Origin of the sequence: uncultured Frigoribacterium sp., from assembly GCF_963515265.1 — a bacterium.
In the GTDB taxonomy this organism is placed as follows: Bacteria; Actinomycetota; Actinomycetes; order Actinomycetales; family Microbacteriaceae; genus Frigoribacterium.
Genome location: NZ_CAUPYL010000037.1, coordinates 1 through 17,559, shown reverse-complemented (window position 1 = coordinate 17,559; position 17,559 = coordinate 1). Strand labels below are relative to the sequence as shown.

Below are 17,559 nucleotides of genomic sequence, written 5' to 3'. Positions count from 1 at the left end.
CAGCAGGCCCACCGCGCGCCGCGGTCCGCTCGTCACCGTCGCGACCTGCGCCTCGCGCACGGCCCTCTCGACGGGGTCGACGCCCTCGGGGCCGCTCACCGTGCGGCCTCCTGCCCGTCGGAGCTGCCGGACGGCCCCGCGGCAGGCTCCGTCGTCGGCTCGAGCGTCGGCAACTCGAGCGTCGGCATCTCGACCGTGGGCAGCGGGCGAGGCACGAACTCACCGGGGCGAGGGCTGTCGCCGTCGTCGACGGAGTACTCGGGCAGCAGCGCCGTGAGCGTCTCACCGCCCGGCACCGAAGCGAGCCACGGCGGCGCGAAGCCCCGTTCCGAGATCTCGGCTGCCGACGACCCGAACGGCACCAGCAGGCTCGCGACCACCACGGCGACGGAGGCCGCGAGGGCCAGCCGGGGAGCTACGGCGGCGCGGCGCGGTCCACGCGGGCCCGCGGTGAAGGGAGCCCGGCGGAGCTGACGGAGGCGCGCCACGGGGAACGGCAGGAAGGCCAGCGCCGAGAGCAGGGCCGTATATCCGAGGGCGTTGCCGCTGACGAGCCCGCTCCCTGTCCAGGCGAGCACCAGCCCGACGAGCCAGAGCGCGGCGGACCCGAGGGCGACCGGCAGCGCGCGCCGCCAGAGGCCCGCCCACTGGGTCTCCTCCAGCCGCACCTTCAACGCGCGCGGGACGGGGCCGGCCTCGTCGCGCTCGACTGTCCCCCGGCGTGCGGCACCGCTGAGGAGCACCGCCACCGCGAGCACGAAGACGCCGGGGCTCAGCACGCCCTCCGCCGCGACGACCAGGACGAGGCCGAGCGCGGCGACGACCGGTGCGGCGAGGTTCAGCAGCGTGATGCGGCGCTGCAGGCCGGGGGCGAGGACCACCCGACGCGTGAAGCTCGACGGCACGCCCTTGCCGGCCTCGCGGGCGAGCAGCGCCAGCCGGAGCACCGCCGCGGCCAGGGCGACGAGCCCGAGCACGGCGACGAGGCTCATCGGGAGCACGACGCCGACGGCCGTCGCCGACACGCTCGCGACGACGGCGAGCAGGCCCAGGCGGTGCACGCCGTCGTGCACGACCGAGGTGAGCACCTTGGTCGCCTTCGGGTGGCCGGGGTCGGTGGCCAGCACCGACCGCGCGAGCGACACACGGCGGGCCGGGGACGTCGTGCGGAGCGACGCGAGGAACAACACCGCCGTGGGGTCGTCGGGCCTCACGGCCAGGGCGCGCCGCAGCCAGCGCTCGGCGGCCGCGGGGTCGGCCTCCATCTCGATCCACCCCGACGAGTGCAGGGCGGCGAACGACAGGGGGTCGAGCTCGACCGCCCGTCGGACGTGCTCCCTGGCCTGCTCGAGCCCCCCACCGGGCTCCTCGGCCCCCAGCACCGAGGCCTCCGCGGCGACGACGTGGGCGTCGATGGCCGCGGGGCCGGTGGGGTCGTCCGCGAGGACACGGTCGGCCGCCCGGGCGACCTCGTCCCACCGCCGGAGGACGAACAGCACCCGCGCCAGCTCGATCAGGGAGGCGGCCGAGTCGTCGAGCACCAGGGCCCGTCGGGCGACGCCCTCGGCGGCCGCCGACCGCCCGCTCAGGCGGAGCACGACGGACAACGTCCTCAGCATCCCCGGGTCGTCGGGGGCCGAGCGCAGGCCGTCGCGGACGGCGCGCTCGGCGTCCGCCCAGCGCCGGGTCGCGACGAGCCGGGCCGCCTCGGCGAGCACGAGCTCGCGCGGCACGGCCTGGGTCACAGCATCTTCCGCGAGCGGAGGTACTCCTTCAGGTCGTCGTAGCGACCGCTCTCGTTGGCGAACTCGACCACGTTGCGCGACGACTCGAGCCACGGCGTGGTCGACGACTTGACGCCCCTCATCGCCTCCACCACGTGGGGCATGCCGATCGGCGCGACCTGGCCGCTGCGGATCGACTCGTTCATGGCGATCTCGGCGGCGGTGTCGCAGATGAAGGCGAGGTCCGCCCCGCTGAAGCCCTCGGTCCGGTCGACCACCCAGCCGAGGTCGATCCCGGCGATCGGCCGCTTCGAGAGGTGGTGCCGCAGGATCGCGTCCCGGGCCGGCTCGTCCGGGGGCAGCACGAGCAGCGTGCGGTCGAACCGGCCGGGCCGGAGGAACGCCTCGTCGACGTCCCAGGGGTGGTTGGTCGCGGCGAGCACGAAGAGGCCCTCGTTCTGCGTCGAGACCCCGTCGAACTCGAGCAGCAGCTGGTTCACGACCGACTTGAGCCAGGCGGCGCCGCCCAGGTTCGACCGCTTGCCGGCGACGGCGTCGAGCTCGTCGATGAAGAGCACCGTCGGCGAGAGCTCGCGGGCCTTCGTGAAGACGGCCCGGACGTTCTTCTCGCTCTCGCCCATGAACGACGAGAGGATGTCGGCCATGCTCACGGTGAGGAACCGCGCGCCGAGCTCGCCCGCGACGGCGCGGGCGATGAAGGTCTTGCCGCAGCCGGGAGGGCCGTAGAGCAGCAGTCCCCCTCGCAGGCTCTTGCCGAACGCGGCGGCGATCTCCGGGTGCTTCATCGGCTCGAGGAAGCTGTCGTTCAGCCGCTTCTTGACCTCGTCGAGGCCGCCCACGTCGGCGAGGGTCACCCGCGTGCCGCCCGGGTTGAGGATGGCGACGTCCTCCTCGGCCGTCGTGTAGACCACGCCGTCCTCGGTCGTGACGAAGGGCGCGGGCACGACGCCGCCGATCTGCTCCTCGAAGAGCGACCAGTCGACGTCGTCGTCGTCGTCCTCGTCGTCGTCACCGTCGGCACCGTCGACGTCGGGCCCGAGAGCGCCCGTGGCGCCCTGCGGGTCGGCCGCGTGCCGCGGAGCGGCCGGTGCCCCCGACGACGACGCGGACGGGACCTGCCCGGCGGTCGTGGCGGGCGCCTCCGTGACGGGGGCCGCCCCGACGGACGAGGTCGCCTGCGTGATCAGGGCGAGCGCGGCCGGGTGGCCGGGCACCTGCTCGAGCACCTTGCCCAGGTGGCCGAACGACTCGGCTCCCCTGCCGGTGGCGATGAGCGCGCCGGCCAGCGCCAGGCGCGGCCCCACTGCCCCCGGATCGGCCTGCACCTCGGCCTCGTACTGCGCGATGACGTCGTCAGCCACGGTGTCCCCCCTCGTCGTGTGCCCCCAGCGTAGGGCGCGGGTCAGCGGCGGACCACTACGCCCGGAAGCTGCCGACCAGGCGGACGGCCCCGCCGTCGACGCCCTTGGCGCCCTGCTCGAACCCGGTCAGGTCGCGGGCCGCGGTCGAGACCGTGCCGACCTGCCACGTGGCGATGCCGTCGGCGACGAGGGCCGCCGTCACGGCGTCGGCCGAGGCGGCGTCGACGACGGCGATCATGCCGATGCCGAGGTTCCAGGTGCCCTCGCTCGACTCGAGCGTCGAGCCGGTGAGGTCGCTCAGCACCCGGAAGACGGGGTCGGGCGACCAGGTGCCCCGGTCGACCTCGGTCGACGAGCCGAGCGGGAGGACGCGGGCGAGGTTCGCCGCGATGCCGCCGCCGGTGACGTGGCTGAGCGAGTGGACGGCCCCGGCGAGCGCCGGGTCGTCGAGCACGCGCAGCAGCGGCGACGTGTAGAGACGGGTCGGCTCGAGCAGGGCCTCGCCGATCGTGCCCGACAGCTCGGGGAGAGTGTCGTCGTAGCCGAGGTCGGCCGACCGCAGGACGTGGCGGACGAGCGAGAAGCCGTTCGAGTGGAGCCCGGACGACGCCAGGGCGAGCACGACGTCGCCGTCGCGCACGAGGTGCGAGCCGAGCTGCTGGCCGGCCTCGACCGCGCCGACCGCGGCGCCGGCGACGTCGTAGTCGTCCGGGCCGAGCAGGCCGGGGTGCTCCGCCGTCTCGCCGCCGACGAGGGCCGTGCCGGTGGCGCTGCAGGCGCGGGCGATGCCCTCGACGATGGAGGCGATGCGTGCCGGGACGACCCGGCCGCACGCGATGTAGTCGGTCATCATCAGCGGACGCGCCCCGACGACGACGATGTCGTCGACGACCATGCCGACCAGGTCCTGCCCGATGGTGTCGTGCTTGTCGAGGGCCTGCGCGATGGCGACCTTGGTGCCGACCCCGTCGGTCGAGGTGGCCAGCAGCGGACGCTCGAACGACTTGAGGAACGACACGTCGAACATGCCCGCGAAGCCGCCGAAGCCGCCGACCACACCGGGCCCGTGGGTGGCGCTGACCGCCGCCTTCATCAGCTCGACCGCGCGGTCGCCCGCAGCGGTGTCGACCCCCGCCGCGGCGTAGGAGGCGCTGGTCGAGGGGGCAGCGGGAGTCGCCATTCGTTCATCCGTTCGGTGTCGCTCTAGACTGACGCGGTAACCCCAACTCTACGGTCTGGAGCCAGATCCGCATGTGCGGCATCGTCGGTCTCGTCGCGCACGAGCCAGCTAATCAACTCGTCTACGACTCCCTCCTCCTGCTGCAGCACCGCGGCCAGGACTCGACCGGCATCGCGACCGCCGAGCGCGGCATCTTCCACGTGCACAAGACCAAGGGCCAGGTCCGCGAGGGCTTCCGCACCCGCGACATGCGCGGCCTCCTCGGCACGATGGGCCTCGGCCACGTGCGCTACGCCACCAAGGGCGCGGCGACCAACGAGCAAGAGGCCCAGCCGTTCTACGTGAACGCGCCCTACGGCATCGTGCTCGTGCACAACGGCAACCTGACGAACACGCGCGAGCTCACGAGCGAGCTGTTCCACGTCGACCGTCGTCACCTCAACACGAACAGCGACACCGAGCTGCTCGTCAACGTGCTGGCGCACGAGCTGCAAGAACAGGTGAACGGCACCGACCTCGACCCCGAGCAGATCTTCGCCGCCGTCGCCCGCGTGCACGAGCGCGTCGAGGGCTCGTACGCGGCCATCGCGATGATCGCCGGCCACGGGCTGCTCGCGTTCCGCGACCCGTTCGGCATCCGTCCGCTCGTGCTCGGCCGCCGCAAGGCCGCCGACGGGCAGCGCGACGAGTGGATCGTCGCGAGCGAGTCGCTCGTGCTCGAGTCCGGCGGCTACGAGATCGTCCGCGACGTCGCGCCCGGCGAGGCCGTCTTCGTCTCGCTCGACGGCGAGATGGTGTCGAAGCAGTGCCACGCACGGCCGCGGCTGATCCCCTGCTCGTTCGAGTACGTCTACCTCGCGCGCCCCGACTCGGTCATGAACGGCATCTCGGTCTACGACGCGCGCCTCCGCCTCGGCGACCGCCTGGCCGACACCATCGCGCGGTACGCGCCGACCGGCGACATCGACGTCGTCATGCCGATCCCCGACTCGTCGCGCCCCGCGGCCATGCAGGTGGCGCAGAAGCTCGGCATCGAGTACCGCGAGGGCTTCTACAAGAACCGCTACGTCGGCCGCACCTTCATCATGCCGGGCCAGGCCGAGCGCAAGAGGTCCGTGCGCCAGAAGCTCAACGCCATGTCGAGCGAGTTCAAGGGCAAGAACATCCTGATCGTCGACGACTCGATCGTCCGCGGCACCACCTCGCGCGAGATCGTCGAGATGGCGCGCGCCGCCGGGGCGAACGAGGTCACGTTCACCTCCGCCGCGCCTCCGGTGCGCTACCCGCACGTGTACGGCATCAACATGCCGTCGCGGCACGAGCTGGTCGCCCACGACCGCAAGATCCCCGAGATCGCCCGTGAGCTCGGCGCCGACCACCTGATCTACCAGGAGGTGGCGGACATGCAGGCGGCCATCATCGAGGGCAGCGACGTCACCGACCTCGAGATGAGCTGCTTCACGGGCGACTACGTGACGGGCACGGTCAGCCCCGAGTACCTCGCCTGGGTCGAGGCCAACCAGCTCAGCTGACCCGGTCGGCCTCCTCCCCTCACCCACCGGTCATCCGAGCGGCGGTGGTCGCCGTCGGCGGGGGTCAATAGGCTCGTGGGCATGAGCGACGACAGCTCCCCCGCCGACCACCCGGCCGCCTCCGCCCCGCAGCAGCCCGCCGCGCCGATCCCCGACGTGCTCGCGCCCGCCGACCCCGCGCCGTCGGGGCCGGGCGCGGTCCCCGCCCTCCGCATCACGGGCCTGCGCAAGCGCTTCGGCCAGAAGGTCGCCGTCGACGGCGTCGACCTCGAGGTGCCGGCCGGGTCCTTCTACGGGCTGGTCGGGCCGAACGGCGCCGGCAAGACGACGACCCTGTCGATGGCGACGGGCCTGCTGCGACCCGACGCGGGCAGCATCGAGGTGCTCGGGCACGACGTCTGGCGCGACCCGACGCACGCGAAGTCGCTGGTCGGGGTGCTGAGCGACGGCATCGCCCTCTTCGACCGGCTCACCGGCGAGCAGCTGATCACGTACCACGGCCTCCTCAACGGCATCGACCGCGAGACCGTCGCCTCCCGAGTGGCAGACCTGCTCGACCTGCTCGACCTCCGCGAGGCCGGCGGCACGCTCGTCGTCGACTACAGCGCGGGCATGACCAAGAAGGCGGCTCTCGCCTGCGCCCTGGTGCACGCGCCGCGCCTCCTCGTGCTCGACGAGCCGTTCGAGTCGGTCGACCCGATCTCGGCGGCGAACATCCGCGACATCCTGCAGGGCTACGTGCGGGGCGGCGGCACGGTGATCGTGTCGAGCCACTCGATGGACCTCGTGCAGCGCATGTGCGACCACGTCGCCGTCGTGGCGGCCGGCCGGGTGCTCGCCGCCGGCACGACCGACGACGTGCGTGCAGGCTCCACCCTCGAAGACCGGTTCGTCGAGCTCGTCGGCGGCCGCCAGCACAACGAGGGGCCGTCGTGGTTGCGCACCTCCTGAGCCTCCGCTGGCGGGTCATGCGCAACGGCCTGAAGCGCAGCGTGTGGCAGGTCGTCGCCCTCGTCATCGGCGGGCTGTACGGGGTCGGCATCCTCGCCGCGCTGGTCGCCGGACTCGTCGCCCTGTCGTTCGCCCCCGAGCGCTGGGCATGGACCGCCGCCGTGCTCGTCGGCTCGGTCGCGGTGCTGGGCTGGGCGGTCGTCCCGCTGCTGGCCCGCGGGGTCGACCAGACCCTCAGCGTCGAGAAGCTGAGATCGTTCCCGATCCCGGCCGACCGCCTCCTCGTGGCCCTGCTGGTGTGCGGGGTGCTCGGCATCCCCGGCATCGTCACCACGATCGCCGCCCTCGCGACGTCCCTGAGCTGGCTGCAGCACCCGCTCTCGGCGGTGATCGCCCCGATCAGCGGGCTCGTGGGGGTGCTCACCTGCGTCGCCGCGTCACGAGTGCTCGAGTCGCTGACGAGCGCCCTGGCCTCGCGTCGGCGCTACCGCGAGGTGATGGGCGTCGTCGTGTTCGTGCCGGTCATCCTCGCCGGCCCGATCATCGGCTTCGCCGGCCAGGGCATCGGCTCGGCCGTCGACCAGCTGCCGCGCATCGCGGCCGTCGCCGCGTGGACTCCGCTCGGCGCCGCCTGGGCCGTGCCCGGCGAGCTCGCGCTCGGACGACCGCTGGAGGCGCTGGCCAAGGCCGCGATCGCACTCGCGACGCTCGCCCTGTTGCTGCTCGCGTGGCGTCGGGCCCTCGCGTCCGCCCTGATCGCGCCTCCCGCCGAGGAGCGTGCGGCGACCTCGAAGGGGCTCGGGCCGTTCCGCTGGTTCCCCGGCACGCCCACGGGTGCTGTCGCGGCCCGCGCCGCCGTCTACTGGCTGCGCGACCCGCGCTACGGCGGCTCGCTCGTCGTCGTCCCGCTGCTGCCCGTGCTCGCCGTGTTCCTCGCGTGGAGCGGAGGCAACACGTGGCTGCTCTACGCGATCGGGCCGGGCATCGCGGCCCTGCTCGCCGTGACCCTGTGCGCCGACGTCTCGTACGACGGCACCGCGTTCGCGGCGCACCTGTCGACGGGGGTCTCCGGCCGGGCCGACCGAGCGGGACGCGTGCTCACGCTGTCGCTCTTCGCCGTGCCGATCGTGCTGCTCGCGACCATCCTGCCGCTCGCGGTGCTCGACGCCTGGCAGGTGCTGCCCGCCCTGCTCGGCATGGGGCTCGGCGTGATGCTGACGGGCTTCGGCGCGTCGAGCGTGGCGTCCGCGAAGTTCCTCATGCCCGTGCCGGCGGCCGGCGAGAGCCCGTTCAAGTCGCCTCCCGGGGCGTCGGTCACGTCGACGCTCGGCATGTACGCGACGTGGCTCGTCTCGTTCGGCCTGGCGGTGCCCGAGCTCGCGCTCGGCATCGCGTCGCTCGTCACGGGGAGCCTGCTGCTCGGGGTGCTCGCCCTCGTCGTCGGCGTCGTGCTCGGAACGGTGCTGCTCGTGGTCGGCGTCGACCGGGGCGGCAAGCTGCTCGACGCCCGAGGGCCCGAGCTGCTCACGCGGCTGCGAGCGGCACGCGGGGCCTAGCGCGGGGCTCGGGCTGGGCGCGGATCGTGCCGCACCACCCGCGCCGCACCTGACGCTCTACTCGAGCTCGCCCTCGACGGCAGGGGGCTCGGGGGCGTCCACGCGACGGCGCTCGGCCCGCAGGGTCTTCGCGCGGCGGAGCGACACGCGGTCGACCACGATGGCGACGACGGCCCCCACGGCGGCGCCGAACGTGAGCCCCCAGAGCGAGAAGTAGCCGTAGGTCGAGGCCGGGCTGGTGCCCGGGTCGAACGGGAACAGCGACGTGAGGATCAGCGAGGCGAGCACGCCCAGCGCCCCGCCCATCAGGAGGAACGCGAACACCTTGGGGGCCCGGCGCACGGTGACCTCGTCGTCCGACGCGATCTCCTCGGGCTCGACCGTGTCCGCCGCCGCGGCGTGCTCGGACCGCTCGGGCTCGACGACCGGCTGCTCCGGGGCCTCCGGGGAGACGGCCTCGTCGGGCTGCTGCGGTTCGTCGGGTGCGTGGGTCACGCCCCCATTGTCCCAGAGTGCGTCCCCGAGCTCCGCCGCATGCCTCGACGTCGGAGCACCCGCCGTGCCGCTCAGGCCCGCGGCAGCCGCACGGGCACGTACCCGCGCAGGTCGGCGCGGCTGCCCGACGCCGACACGACGGCACCGGCGACGGCCTCGTCCCAGCTCAGGGCGCCCGTCGCGAGCCGGATGAACGTGGCCGGGTCGGTCTCGACGACGTTGGGCGGGGTGCCGCGCGTGTGGCTCAGCCCCTCACGGAACTGGACGGCGCCGAACGGCGGCACCCGCACCTCCACGGTGGCCCCCGGCTCGCCGTCGGCGAGCACCTGGAGCAGCCAGCGCACCGCGGTGGCGGTGACCGTCCGCGGTGCCGAGCCGCCCTCGGCGAGCGCGACCACCGCCTCCTGCACGGCCGCCGCGCCCGCCGCGTCGTCGATCCTCGCCCTGGCCATGCCGTCACGCTACCCGCGCACGGACCGTCCCCGCCGACTGCCGGGAGGCGCGGCTCGGTAGGATCCATCGGGTGCGCATACTCGTCCTCGGTTCCGGTGCTCGCGAGCACGCCATCATCACCGCGCTGCTGCGCGAAGACGCGGGGCACGAGATCGTCGCCGCCCCCGGCAACGCCGGCATCGCGGCGCAGGTCGAGGTCGTGCACCTCGACCCGTCGAACGGCTCCGTGGTGGCCGAGTACGCGCTCGAGAACGACGTCGAGCTGGTCGTGATCGGGCCCGAGGCCCCCCTCGTGGCCGGAGTCGCCGACGCGCTGCGCACCCGCGGCGTGCCCGTCTTCGGCCCCGGCCGCAAGGCCGCAGCGCTCGAGGGCAGCAAGACCTTCGCGAAGCGGATCATGGAGGAGGCGGGCGTCCCGACGGGACGCGCCACCCGTGTCGGGACCCTCGACGAGGCCGTCGCCGTGCTCGACGAGTTCGGTGCGCCCTACGTCATCAAGGCCGACGGCCTCGCCGCGGGCAAGGGCGTGCTCGTCACCGAGAGCCGCGACGCCGCCGTCGAGCACACCACCTACTGGCTGCAGCACGGGCCGGTGCTCGTCGAGGAGTTCCTCGACGGGCCCGAGGTCTCCCTGTTCTTCCTCAGCGACGGGCACACGGTCGTGCCGCTGTCGCCCGCCCAGGACTACAAGCGCCTCCTCGACGGCGACGCCGGCCCGAACACCGGCGGCATGGGCGCCTACTCGCCGCTGCCGTGGCTCGCCGACCGCTTCGGCAGCGAGAAGGACTTCGTCGACGAGGTGCTCGACACGATCGCGACCCCGACGGTGCGCCAGCTCGAGTCGGAGGGCACGCCGTTCATCGGGCTGCTCTACGCCGGGCTGATCCTCACCGCGCAGGGCGTCCGCGTGATCGAGTTCAACGCCCGCTTCGGCGACCCCGAGACGCAGGTCGTGCTGCCGCGCCTCATCACTCCGCTGAGCGGCCTGCTGCTCGCCGCCGCGACCGGCTCGCTCGGCAACCACGAGGCGCCGCGCTTCGTGCCGACGCCCGCGGTCACGGTCGTGCTCGCGAGCGAGGGCTACCCCGAGGGCGCCGTCAGCGGCCGCCCCCTGACCGGCCTCGACGAGGCCACCGCCGTCGCCGGCGTGCACGTCGCCCACGCCGCGACCGCCCGGCTCGACGACCGCCTCATCGCCACCGGCGGCCGCGTGCTGAGCGTCGTCGCCGAGGGCGCCGACTTCGCCGAGGCCCGGGGACGCGCCTACGACGCGATGCTCCGCATCCGGCTCGAGGGCGGCCAGTACCGCCGCGACATCGCCGAGCGGGTCGTCCGATGACCGCCGAGGCGCCCGAGCTCGCCGGCTGGGTGCACGCCTACTCGGGCAAGGTCCGCGACCTGTACGTGCCGTCCCCCGGCGCGGGCTCGGTCGACGACGACGCCACGCTCTCCGCTGAGCCCGTCCTGGACACCGCCGAGCACCTGCTCGTCGTCGCCAGCGACCGCGTCAGCGCCTACGACGTCGTGCTCGAGCCCGGCATCCCGGGCAAGGGCGCCCTGCTCACGCAGCTCAGCACGTGGTGGTTCGACCAGCTCGACGGGGTGCCGAACCACCTCGTCGACCCGACCACCGCCTCCGTGTCGGTGCCTTCCGCCGTGCGCGACCGCGCGATGCTCGTGAAGCCGCTCGACATGTACCCGGTCGAGTGCGTCGTGCGCGGCTACCTCGTGGGCAGCGGCTGGGCCGAGTATCGCGAGAACGGCCGGGTGTGCGGCATCGAGCTGCCGGCCGGCCTGCACGACGGCGACCGCCTGCCCGAGCCGATCTACACCCCCGCCTACAAGGCGCCGCTCGGCGAGCACGATGAGAACATCTCGTTCGAGCGCACCGTCGAGCTCGTCGGCGCCGACGTCGCGGCGGCGCTGCGCGACACGTCGCTCGAGATCTACCGCCGGGCCTCCGGCGTCGCGGAGGCGCGGGGCGTCGTCCTCGCCGACACCAAGTTCGAGTTCGGGGCCGACCGCTCCACCGGCGAGCTGACCCTCGGGGACGAGGTGCTCACCAGCGACAGCAGCCGCTTCTGGGACGCGGAGGCCGCCGGGGCCGCGGGGGCCGGCTCGGGCTCGGGCAGCCGCACGGACAGCTTCGACAAGCAGATCGTGCGCAACTGGCTCAGCGACAACTGGGACAGGACGGGCACCCCGCCCTCCCTGCCGCCCGAGATCGTCGAGCGCACGGCGGCGCGCTACCGCGAGCTGATCGAGCGCCTCACCGCTCACTGACCTGCGGCCAGCGGCCAGCGGCTCGCGTGCAGCCCACGTGCCCGCGCCACGATGAACCGCGTTCCGAACCATGAACCCCGTTTTATCGCGGTTCATGGTTCGGAACGCGGTTCATGCTGATCGAGACAGGGCGGCGCCTGCGGAATGCTCGGGCACCCGAGCCGGTTCGAGTCGGTGACACGTCATCGATCGGCGTGACACGAGACGCACGACGAACCGAGGGACCGGATGACCGACAGCAGCAGCACCGACGCGACCAGCTCCTCCTCGGCTGACGGCAACCCGGCGGGCCGACCCTCGGCTGACCTGAACGCGGCTGACCGGAACGCCGCAGACCGGAACGCCGCTGGCCGACTCGCGACTGACCTGCTCGCCGCCGACACGGGCATGGGCGCGGTCACGCTCCGCGTCGCCGACCTCGACGCGATGACCGCGTACTACCGCGACGCCGTCACGCTCGCCGTGCTGAGCCACGACGCGGAGGCGGGCCGCAGCGTCCTCGGCCGCGGGGCGACGCCGATCGTGGTGCTCGAGCACGCGCCGGAGCTGCGGCACGCCGGCCCCCGCGAGGCAGGCCTGTTCCACACCGCGATCCTGTTCGAGACCGAGGCCGACCTCGCCGCGTCCGTGTACGGCGTCGCGAGCCGCCACCCCGGCAGCTTCACCGGCAGCGCCGACCACCTCGTCAGCAAGGCCTTCTACTTCACCGACCCCGAGGGCAACGGCGTCGAGCTCTACTGGGACCGCGACCGCACCGCCTGGTCGTGGACCCACGGCCACGTCGACATGGCCACCCTCGCCCTCGACCCGAACGCGTTCCTGCAGGAGAACGTCACCGAGGAGGCGCTGGTCGCCACCGCCTCCCGCCCCGCCTCGGTCGGCCACGTGCACCTCAGCGTGGGAGACGTCGACAGCGCCCACCGGTTCTACGTCGAGCAGCTCGGCTTCGAGACGACGACGCGCTTCGGGCCGCAGGCGCTCTTCGTCAGCGCCGGCGGCTACCACCACCACATGGCGATGAACACGTGGCAGAGCGCCGGAGCAGGGAGGCGGCAGCTGGCCCTCGGCCTCGGACTCGTGCGCATCGAGGTGCCGGGCCTCGACGACCTGGGCGCCCTCGGCGAGCGCCTCGCGCACCACGGCGTCGCCACCCGCGACGACGGCCGCGTGCTCGCCTTCGACGACCCGTGGTTGAACCAGATCGAGGTCACGGCACGCGCCGTGGTCGCTTGACCCGCGCGCACGCGCGACTGCGCGACTGCGCGACTGCGCGACTGCGCGACTGACACCCCGCGCGCCGCGCCTCTGGCGCCTCGAGTTGCCGCTTCGCGGTGCCTCGCGTCACGCAGAGCCGCGCGGATCGGCAACTCGCTGCCAGCGGAGGGTGCACGCCTGACACGCTCTCCCCGACTCAGGAACGGCGCGACCCGTTCGCCTGAGCTGTGCACGACTCAGGACCAGCAGTCCTGCGCAACGCAGACCCAGGACCCACGTTCCTGAACGGGGAGACGAGAGGCGATAGCGTCGCAGGCATGTCCGACGCCGCACAGCACGCCTCCCCCGAACCCGACGCAGCACCCGTCTGGAGCACCGTCGCCGAGGGCGACCTCACGCTCGACGACCACGAGGCCCTCGCGGCGATGCTGGCCCGCACCTTCGACGCCTACGACCACTGGTACGCCGGGGCGCGCAGCTGGGCCGGCATGCAGCCCGAGCTCCGCGTCGTCGCCCGCGACGGGGACGTCGTCGTCGCGCACGCCGGGCTCCGCCGCCAGTTCGTCACGGTCGGCGAGACCGACTTGCTGGTCACCGCGGTCGGCATGGTGGCCGTCAGTCCGACCGCGCAGGGCACCGGCCTCGGCGGCGCGCTGCTGCGCCACGTCGACGCCGCGCTCGAGCGCCTCGGCAGCCGGTTCGGCCTGCTCGAGACCGGCGAGGCCGTGCAGGGCTTCTACCGCCGTGCCGGCTGGCTGCCGCTCGGCGAGGCCGCCGGCGATGACGACGGTAGCGCTCCGGTCACCGGCCACGCCGCCACCGGCCACGCAGTGACTGGTCACTACACCGCCTTCTCGGCCGACGGGGCGGGCGTGCTCGTCAGCCAGGACGAGGGCTGGCTGATCCGCGAGGTCAGCGCGACCGCCGCCGAGTGGCCAGACGGCGACATCCGCTGGAACGGCCAGATGGTCTGACCGGGCCCGGCGCACTCAAGGCGAGAGTGATCCGCCTGTCAGGACCCGCGCCTCCTGCGATGCGGAGCCGACCAGCAATGCTGGTCAGCGGATCCCGACGACTACGCGGGCACGCCCACGGTCGCCGGGTCCTCGTTCGAGCCGGGCGCCTCGGGCGAGACGCCGGCACGCACGCGCGAGCCGAGGATCGGGTCGACCGAGTTCCAGTACTGGAACACGCGCTCGAGCAGGTCGGGACGGGTGACCTTCGACACGTGGCCGACGATGTTGGCGACAAGGCGGTCGCGCTGCTCGTCGTCCATCACGTCGCGGACGAGCGCGCCGGCCTGGCCGAAGTCGTCGTCCTCCGGGTGCAGCGTCGCGGCCGAGCGGACGAGCTCGCCGTCGCTCTCCCAGCCGGGGGTCTCGCCCGCGGCCTGCGGGGAGCCCGCGGGGCCGCCGACCGAGTTCGGCGCGTAGACCGGCACGGTGGCGTCGCTGAAGCTGTAGCGCGCGGCGCCGTCCTTCGAGTACGAGTGCACCTCGTTCCTCGGCGCGTTGACGGGCAGCTGCTGGTGGTTGACGCCCACGCGGTAGCGGTGCGCGTCGGCGTAGCTGAAGATGCGCGCGAGCAGCATCTTGTCGGGGCTGGTCGCGATGCCGGGCACGAAGTTCGAGGGCGCGAACGCGGCCTGCTCGATCTGCGCGAAGTAGTTCTCCGGGTTGCGGTTCAGCGTCATCTTGCCGACCTCGATGAGCGGGTAGTCGCTGTGCGGCCAGACCTTCGTCAGGTCGAAGGGGTTGAAGCGGTAGCTCGCGGCGTCGGCGTAGGGCATGACCTGCACGGACATCGTCCAGGTCGGGAACTCCTCGCGCTCGATCGCGGCGGACAGGTCGCGGATGTGGAAGTCCGCGTCCTCGCCGGCGATGCGGTCGGCGTCGGCCTGCGTGAGGATCTCGTTGCCCTGGTCGGACTTGAAGTGGTACTTGACCCACGAGCGCTCGCCCGCCGCGTTGATCCACTGGTAGGTGTGCGAGCCGAAGCCGTCCATCATGCGCCACGACGCGGGCAGGCCGCGGTCGCCCATCAGCCAGGTCACCTGGTGGGCCGACTCGGGCGAGAGGGTCCAGAAGTCCCACTGCATGTCGTGGTCGCGCAGGTGCGAGCCGGGCAGGCGCTTCTGCGAGTGGATGAAGTCGGGGAACTTGATGCCGTCGCGGATGAAGAAGACGGGCGTGTTGTTGCCGACGAGGTCGTAGTTGCCCTCGCTCGTGTAGAACTTCAGCGCAAAGCCGCGGGGGTCGCGCCAGGTGTCGGGGCTGCCCTGCTCGCCGGCGACGGTCGAGAAACGGGCGAGCATCTCGGTCTCGACGCCGGGCTGGAACAGCGCGGCGCGGGTGTACTGCGAGACGTCGCCGGTGGTGACGAACGTGCCGAAGGCGCCGCCGCCCTTGGCGTGCACGATGCGCTCCGGCACCTTCTCGCGGTTGAAGTTGGCGAGCTTCTCGACCAGTGCGTGGTCGTGCAGCACGATGGGGCCGTCGGCCCCGACGGTCTGCGAGTGCTCGTCGCTGGCGATCGGTGCGCCGTTGTCGGTGGTCGTGATCGGTGTCGTGTCGGTCATGACTCCTCTTTCCGTTCGGTGTTCAGTCGCGGGTTGCGTGAGACCCGGCGCGCGGCCGGGAAGAAGGGGAGGGCTGTGCCCTGCGCAGGAGGTGCGGTGCAGCTCAGGAGGCGCGCCCCGCGCCGGCGAGGCCGGTCGCGTCGAGGCCGGTCGCGTCCAGGCCAGTCGCGTCGAGCACCGGCACGCCCGAATCGGCCAGGCCGGTGACGACCTCGCCGTCGAGCGGCGCGTCCTCCGCGGCACGGCAGGCCGGGCAGAGGCCCCAGAAGGTCACCTCGGCGGTCTGCACGGTGAAGCCGGAGTCGTTCGAGGGGGTCAGGCACGGCGCGTGGCCGACGACGCAGTCGACGTCGGCGATGCTGCCGCAGACGCTGCAGACCACGTGGTGGTGGTTGTCGCCGGTGCGCAACTCGTAGAGCGCGGCGGAGCCGGCGGGCTCGATCCGACGGACCAGCCCGGCGCCCGTGAGGGCCGCGAGCACGCCGTAGACCGCCTGCAGGGAGGTGCCCGGCAGCCCCAGCGCGACGCGGGCGAAGACGACGTCGGCCGGGGCGTGCGGCAGCCCGTCGAGGGCGTCGAGCACGGCGAGGCGCGGCGCGGTCACCCGCAGGCCGGCAGCCCGGAGGCGCTCGGTGCTCTCGCTCGTCGTCGTCATGTCCCCATCTAAGCACGCTTCCCTTGAGTAGTTCAAAACAGGCCGGGAACGGGCGTGTCCGCCCCGAGCGGGCCGCCGCAGCAGCCCGGTGGCGACGGACCCGCCCGCCGCGACGGCCGCGCCGCGCACCGGCCCGTTCTGGGGGATGTCGCACCGGGGTCGCCCCGCCTAGCGTGGGGCGCGGGATGGCACCCAGACGACACCCGAGGAGCACCACGTGACCAGGACGGTCGACCACGACAGCACCGGCACGCCCGGCGCCCGCCCGAGCACGGGCAGCGCCGTCGCCGGCGTGCACCAGCACGGCTACGAGCGGCTCCGCCCCGTGATGAAGCTCTGGTACCTCTGGTGGCTCTCCCGGTCGCGCCACGTCCTCTCGCCCCGCGACGAGCCCACCTCGCGCACCTCGGCCCGCGACGCCGACACGGTCCTCATCGTCGGCAACGGCCCCGCGCACGGCTGGGGAGTCTCCACCCACGACCAGGCGCTCGTCGGCCAGCTGTCCCGCGCCTCCTCGGAGGCCACCGGCCGCCCCTGCTCCGTCGACTACGTCGGCGACGAGATGATGAGCATCGAGTCGACCCGCGCCTGGATCCGCGACACCGACCTCGGCCTCTACGACACCGTCGTGGTGCTGGTCGGGCTGAACGACGCCGTGCGCCTGACGCCCCTCGACGTCTGGGAGCGCGAGCTGCGCCTCCTCGTCTCGACCATCGCCCGCCGCAGCCACCCGACCGCGCGCACCGTGCTCGTCGGAGTGCCGCCGGTCCGCTCGGCGAAGGCCTTCGACAACCTGCTGGGCTCGGTCGCCGAGCAGCACGGCGAGCGCATGAACGCCCTCACCGAGCTGGTCGCCTCCGAGGCGGGCCTCGAGTACTTCCGCCTGCCGGCCGGCCTCCGGCGCCCCGACTCCCCGCACGGCTGCGCCGAGGGCTACCGCCGCTGGGCGCAGACCATCGCGCACCGAATCGCGCCGACCCTCGACCGCGTGCACCAGGGCCAGCTCGACGAGCGCCTGCCGCGGCACCTGCCGCAGCGCAGCTTCGAGTGGAGCGGCGGCGCCCAGCTGGTCGAGCAGGCGGCGACCGGCGGCTCGGACACCTTGAAGGAACTGGCCAAGGAGGCGGAGGCCGAGTTCGGCGTCGACGTCGCGGTCGTCAGCATGCTCGACGGCAGCAAGCTCTGGTACGCCATGAACACCGAGCTGCTGCCCGTCTCGATCCCCCGCGAGCTGACCTTCTGCGACGTCACCGTCGCCGCAGACGACGTGGTCGTCGTCGAGGACGCCCGCAAGGACGAGCGCTTCGCCGACAACCCGTACCTCGATCTCAACCACGGGTACTTCTACGCGGGGCACCCGATCCACTCGTCGACCGGCGAGACGATCGGCACGTTCTGCCTGCACAACACGCGGCCCCGCAAGGCGTCGTCGGTCTCGCCGGAGAAGCTGCGCGAGTTCGCGCTGCGCGCCGAGGCGGAGCTGCAGAGCTACGAGCCCGCGCCCGCGGCGCCCCAGCCGCTGACGCGGCGGGCCCGCCGCGAGGCCGAGGAGCGC

The 17,559-nt window shown here is 73.3% G+C and carries 14 protein-coding genes and 1 pseudogene; 8 read left to right on the top strand and 7 right to left on the bottom strand.

What is annotated here, in order from left to right:
- Positions 1-95: 95 nt before the first annotated feature.
- The 3 genes from RWM17_RS05630 to purM are packed head-to-tail and all read right to left on the bottom strand — an operon-like array spanning position 96 to position 4,286.
- Complete coding sequence (locus tag RWM17_RS05630) at positions 96-1,745, bottom strand: hypothetical protein (protein WP_314102056.1); 1,650 nt, start codon at positions 1,743-1,745, stop codon at positions 96-98.
- Complete coding sequence (locus RWM17_RS05625) at positions 1,742-3,106, bottom strand: AAA family ATPase (RefSeq protein ID WP_314102055.1); 1,365 nt, start codon at positions 3,104-3,106, stop codon at positions 1,742-1,744. Before RWM17_RS05625 ends, RWM17_RS05630 begins: the two co-directional genes overlap by 4 nt.
- A gap of 55 nt (positions 3,107-3,161) precedes the next feature.
- Positions 3,162-4,286, bottom strand: coding sequence for a phosphoribosylformylglycinamidine cyclo-ligase (gene purM / locus RWM17_RS05620; protein ID WP_314102054.1), 1,125 nt, complete (start codon positions 4,284-4,286; stop codon positions 3,162-3,164).
- 71 nt (positions 4,287-4,357) lie between these two features.
- Between purM and purF the strand changes: the two genes are divergently transcribed.
- The 3 genes from purF (at position 4,358) to RWM17_RS05605 (ending at position 8,325) form a co-directional block, all read left to right on the top strand.
- A complete protein-coding gene (gene purF / locus RWM17_RS05615) occupies positions 4,358-5,818 on the top strand; it encodes an amidophosphoribosyltransferase (protein WP_133739264.1) in 1,461 nt (486 codons plus the stop codon).
- A gap of 81 nt (positions 5,819-5,899) precedes the next feature.
- A complete protein-coding gene (locus RWM17_RS05610; RefSeq protein ID WP_314102053.1) occupies positions 5,900-6,769 on the top strand; it encodes an ABC transporter ATP-binding protein in 870 nt (289 codons plus the stop codon).
- Positions 6,751-8,325, top strand: a complete 1,575-nt coding sequence (locus RWM17_RS05605) for a transporter (RefSeq protein ID WP_314102052.1) — start codon at positions 6,751-6,753, stop codon at positions 8,323-8,325. Before RWM17_RS05610 ends, RWM17_RS05605 begins: the two co-directional genes overlap by 19 nt.
- 57 nt (positions 8,326-8,382) lie before the next feature.
- Here RWM17_RS05605 and RWM17_RS05600 read toward each other — a convergent pair whose 3' ends face one another.
- On the bottom strand, positions 8,383-8,820 hold the full coding sequence (locus tag RWM17_RS05600; RefSeq protein ID WP_314102051.1) for a hypothetical protein: 438 nt from the start codon (positions 8,818-8,820) through the stop codon (positions 8,383-8,385).
- Positions 8,821-8,891: 71 nt separating this feature from the next.
- Positions 8,892-9,272 (bottom strand): sterol carrier family protein, encoded by a 381-nt coding sequence (locus tag RWM17_RS05595; protein WP_314102050.1) that lies wholly within the window; start codon positions 9,270-9,272, stop codon positions 8,892-8,894.
- Between the two features lie 71 nt (positions 9,273-9,343).
- On the opposite strand from RWM17_RS05595, the gene purD reads away from it, so the two are divergent.
- From purD to RWM17_RS05575, 4 genes are all read left to right on the top strand, one after another.
- Positions 9,344-10,612, top strand: a complete 1,269-nt coding sequence (gene purD / locus RWM17_RS05590) for a phosphoribosylamine--glycine ligase (protein ID WP_314102049.1) — start codon at positions 9,344-9,346, stop codon at positions 10,610-10,612.
- Positions 10,609-11,556: a phosphoribosylaminoimidazolesuccinocarboxamide synthase gene (locus tag RWM17_RS05585; protein ID WP_314102048.1), complete on the top strand. Its 948-nt coding sequence runs from the start codon at positions 10,609-10,611 to the stop codon at positions 11,554-11,556. The genes purD and RWM17_RS05585 overlap by 4 nt, the downstream gene beginning before the upstream one ends.
- 387 nt (positions 11,557-11,943) lie before the next feature.
- Entirely contained in the window at positions 11,944-12,789 is an 846-nt protein-coding gene (locus RWM17_RS05580; protein ID WP_314102057.1) for a VOC family protein, read from the top strand.
- Positions 12,790-13,088: 299 nt separating this feature from the next.
- Positions 13,089-13,745 carry a GNAT family N-acetyltransferase gene (locus RWM17_RS05575; protein WP_314102047.1) on the top strand — a complete coding sequence of 219 codons (657 nt, stop codon included), beginning with the start codon at positions 13,089-13,091 and terminating at the stop codon, positions 13,743-13,745.
- Positions 13,746-13,846: 101 nt separating this feature from the next.
- Here the strand turns inward: RWM17_RS05575 and RWM17_RS05570 are convergent, their stop codons facing one another.
- Both RWM17_RS05570 and RWM17_RS05565 read right to left on the bottom strand, forming a co-directional pair.
- Positions 13,847-15,349: a catalase gene (locus tag RWM17_RS05570; protein WP_314102046.1), complete on the bottom strand. Its 1,503-nt coding sequence runs from the start codon at positions 15,347-15,349 to the stop codon at positions 13,847-13,849.
- Positions 15,350-15,584: 235 nt separating this feature from the next.
- A pseudogene (locus tag RWM17_RS05565) lies at positions 15,585-16,004 on the bottom strand (Fur family transcriptional regulator); the annotation flags it as partial.
- A 217-nt stretch (positions 16,005-16,221) separates the two neighbouring features.
- Between RWM17_RS05565 and RWM17_RS05560 the strand changes: the two are divergent.
- Positions 16,222-17,559: GAF domain-containing protein (locus RWM17_RS05560; RefSeq protein WP_314102045.1), on the top strand; the 1,338-nt coding region annotated here is incomplete at its 3' end.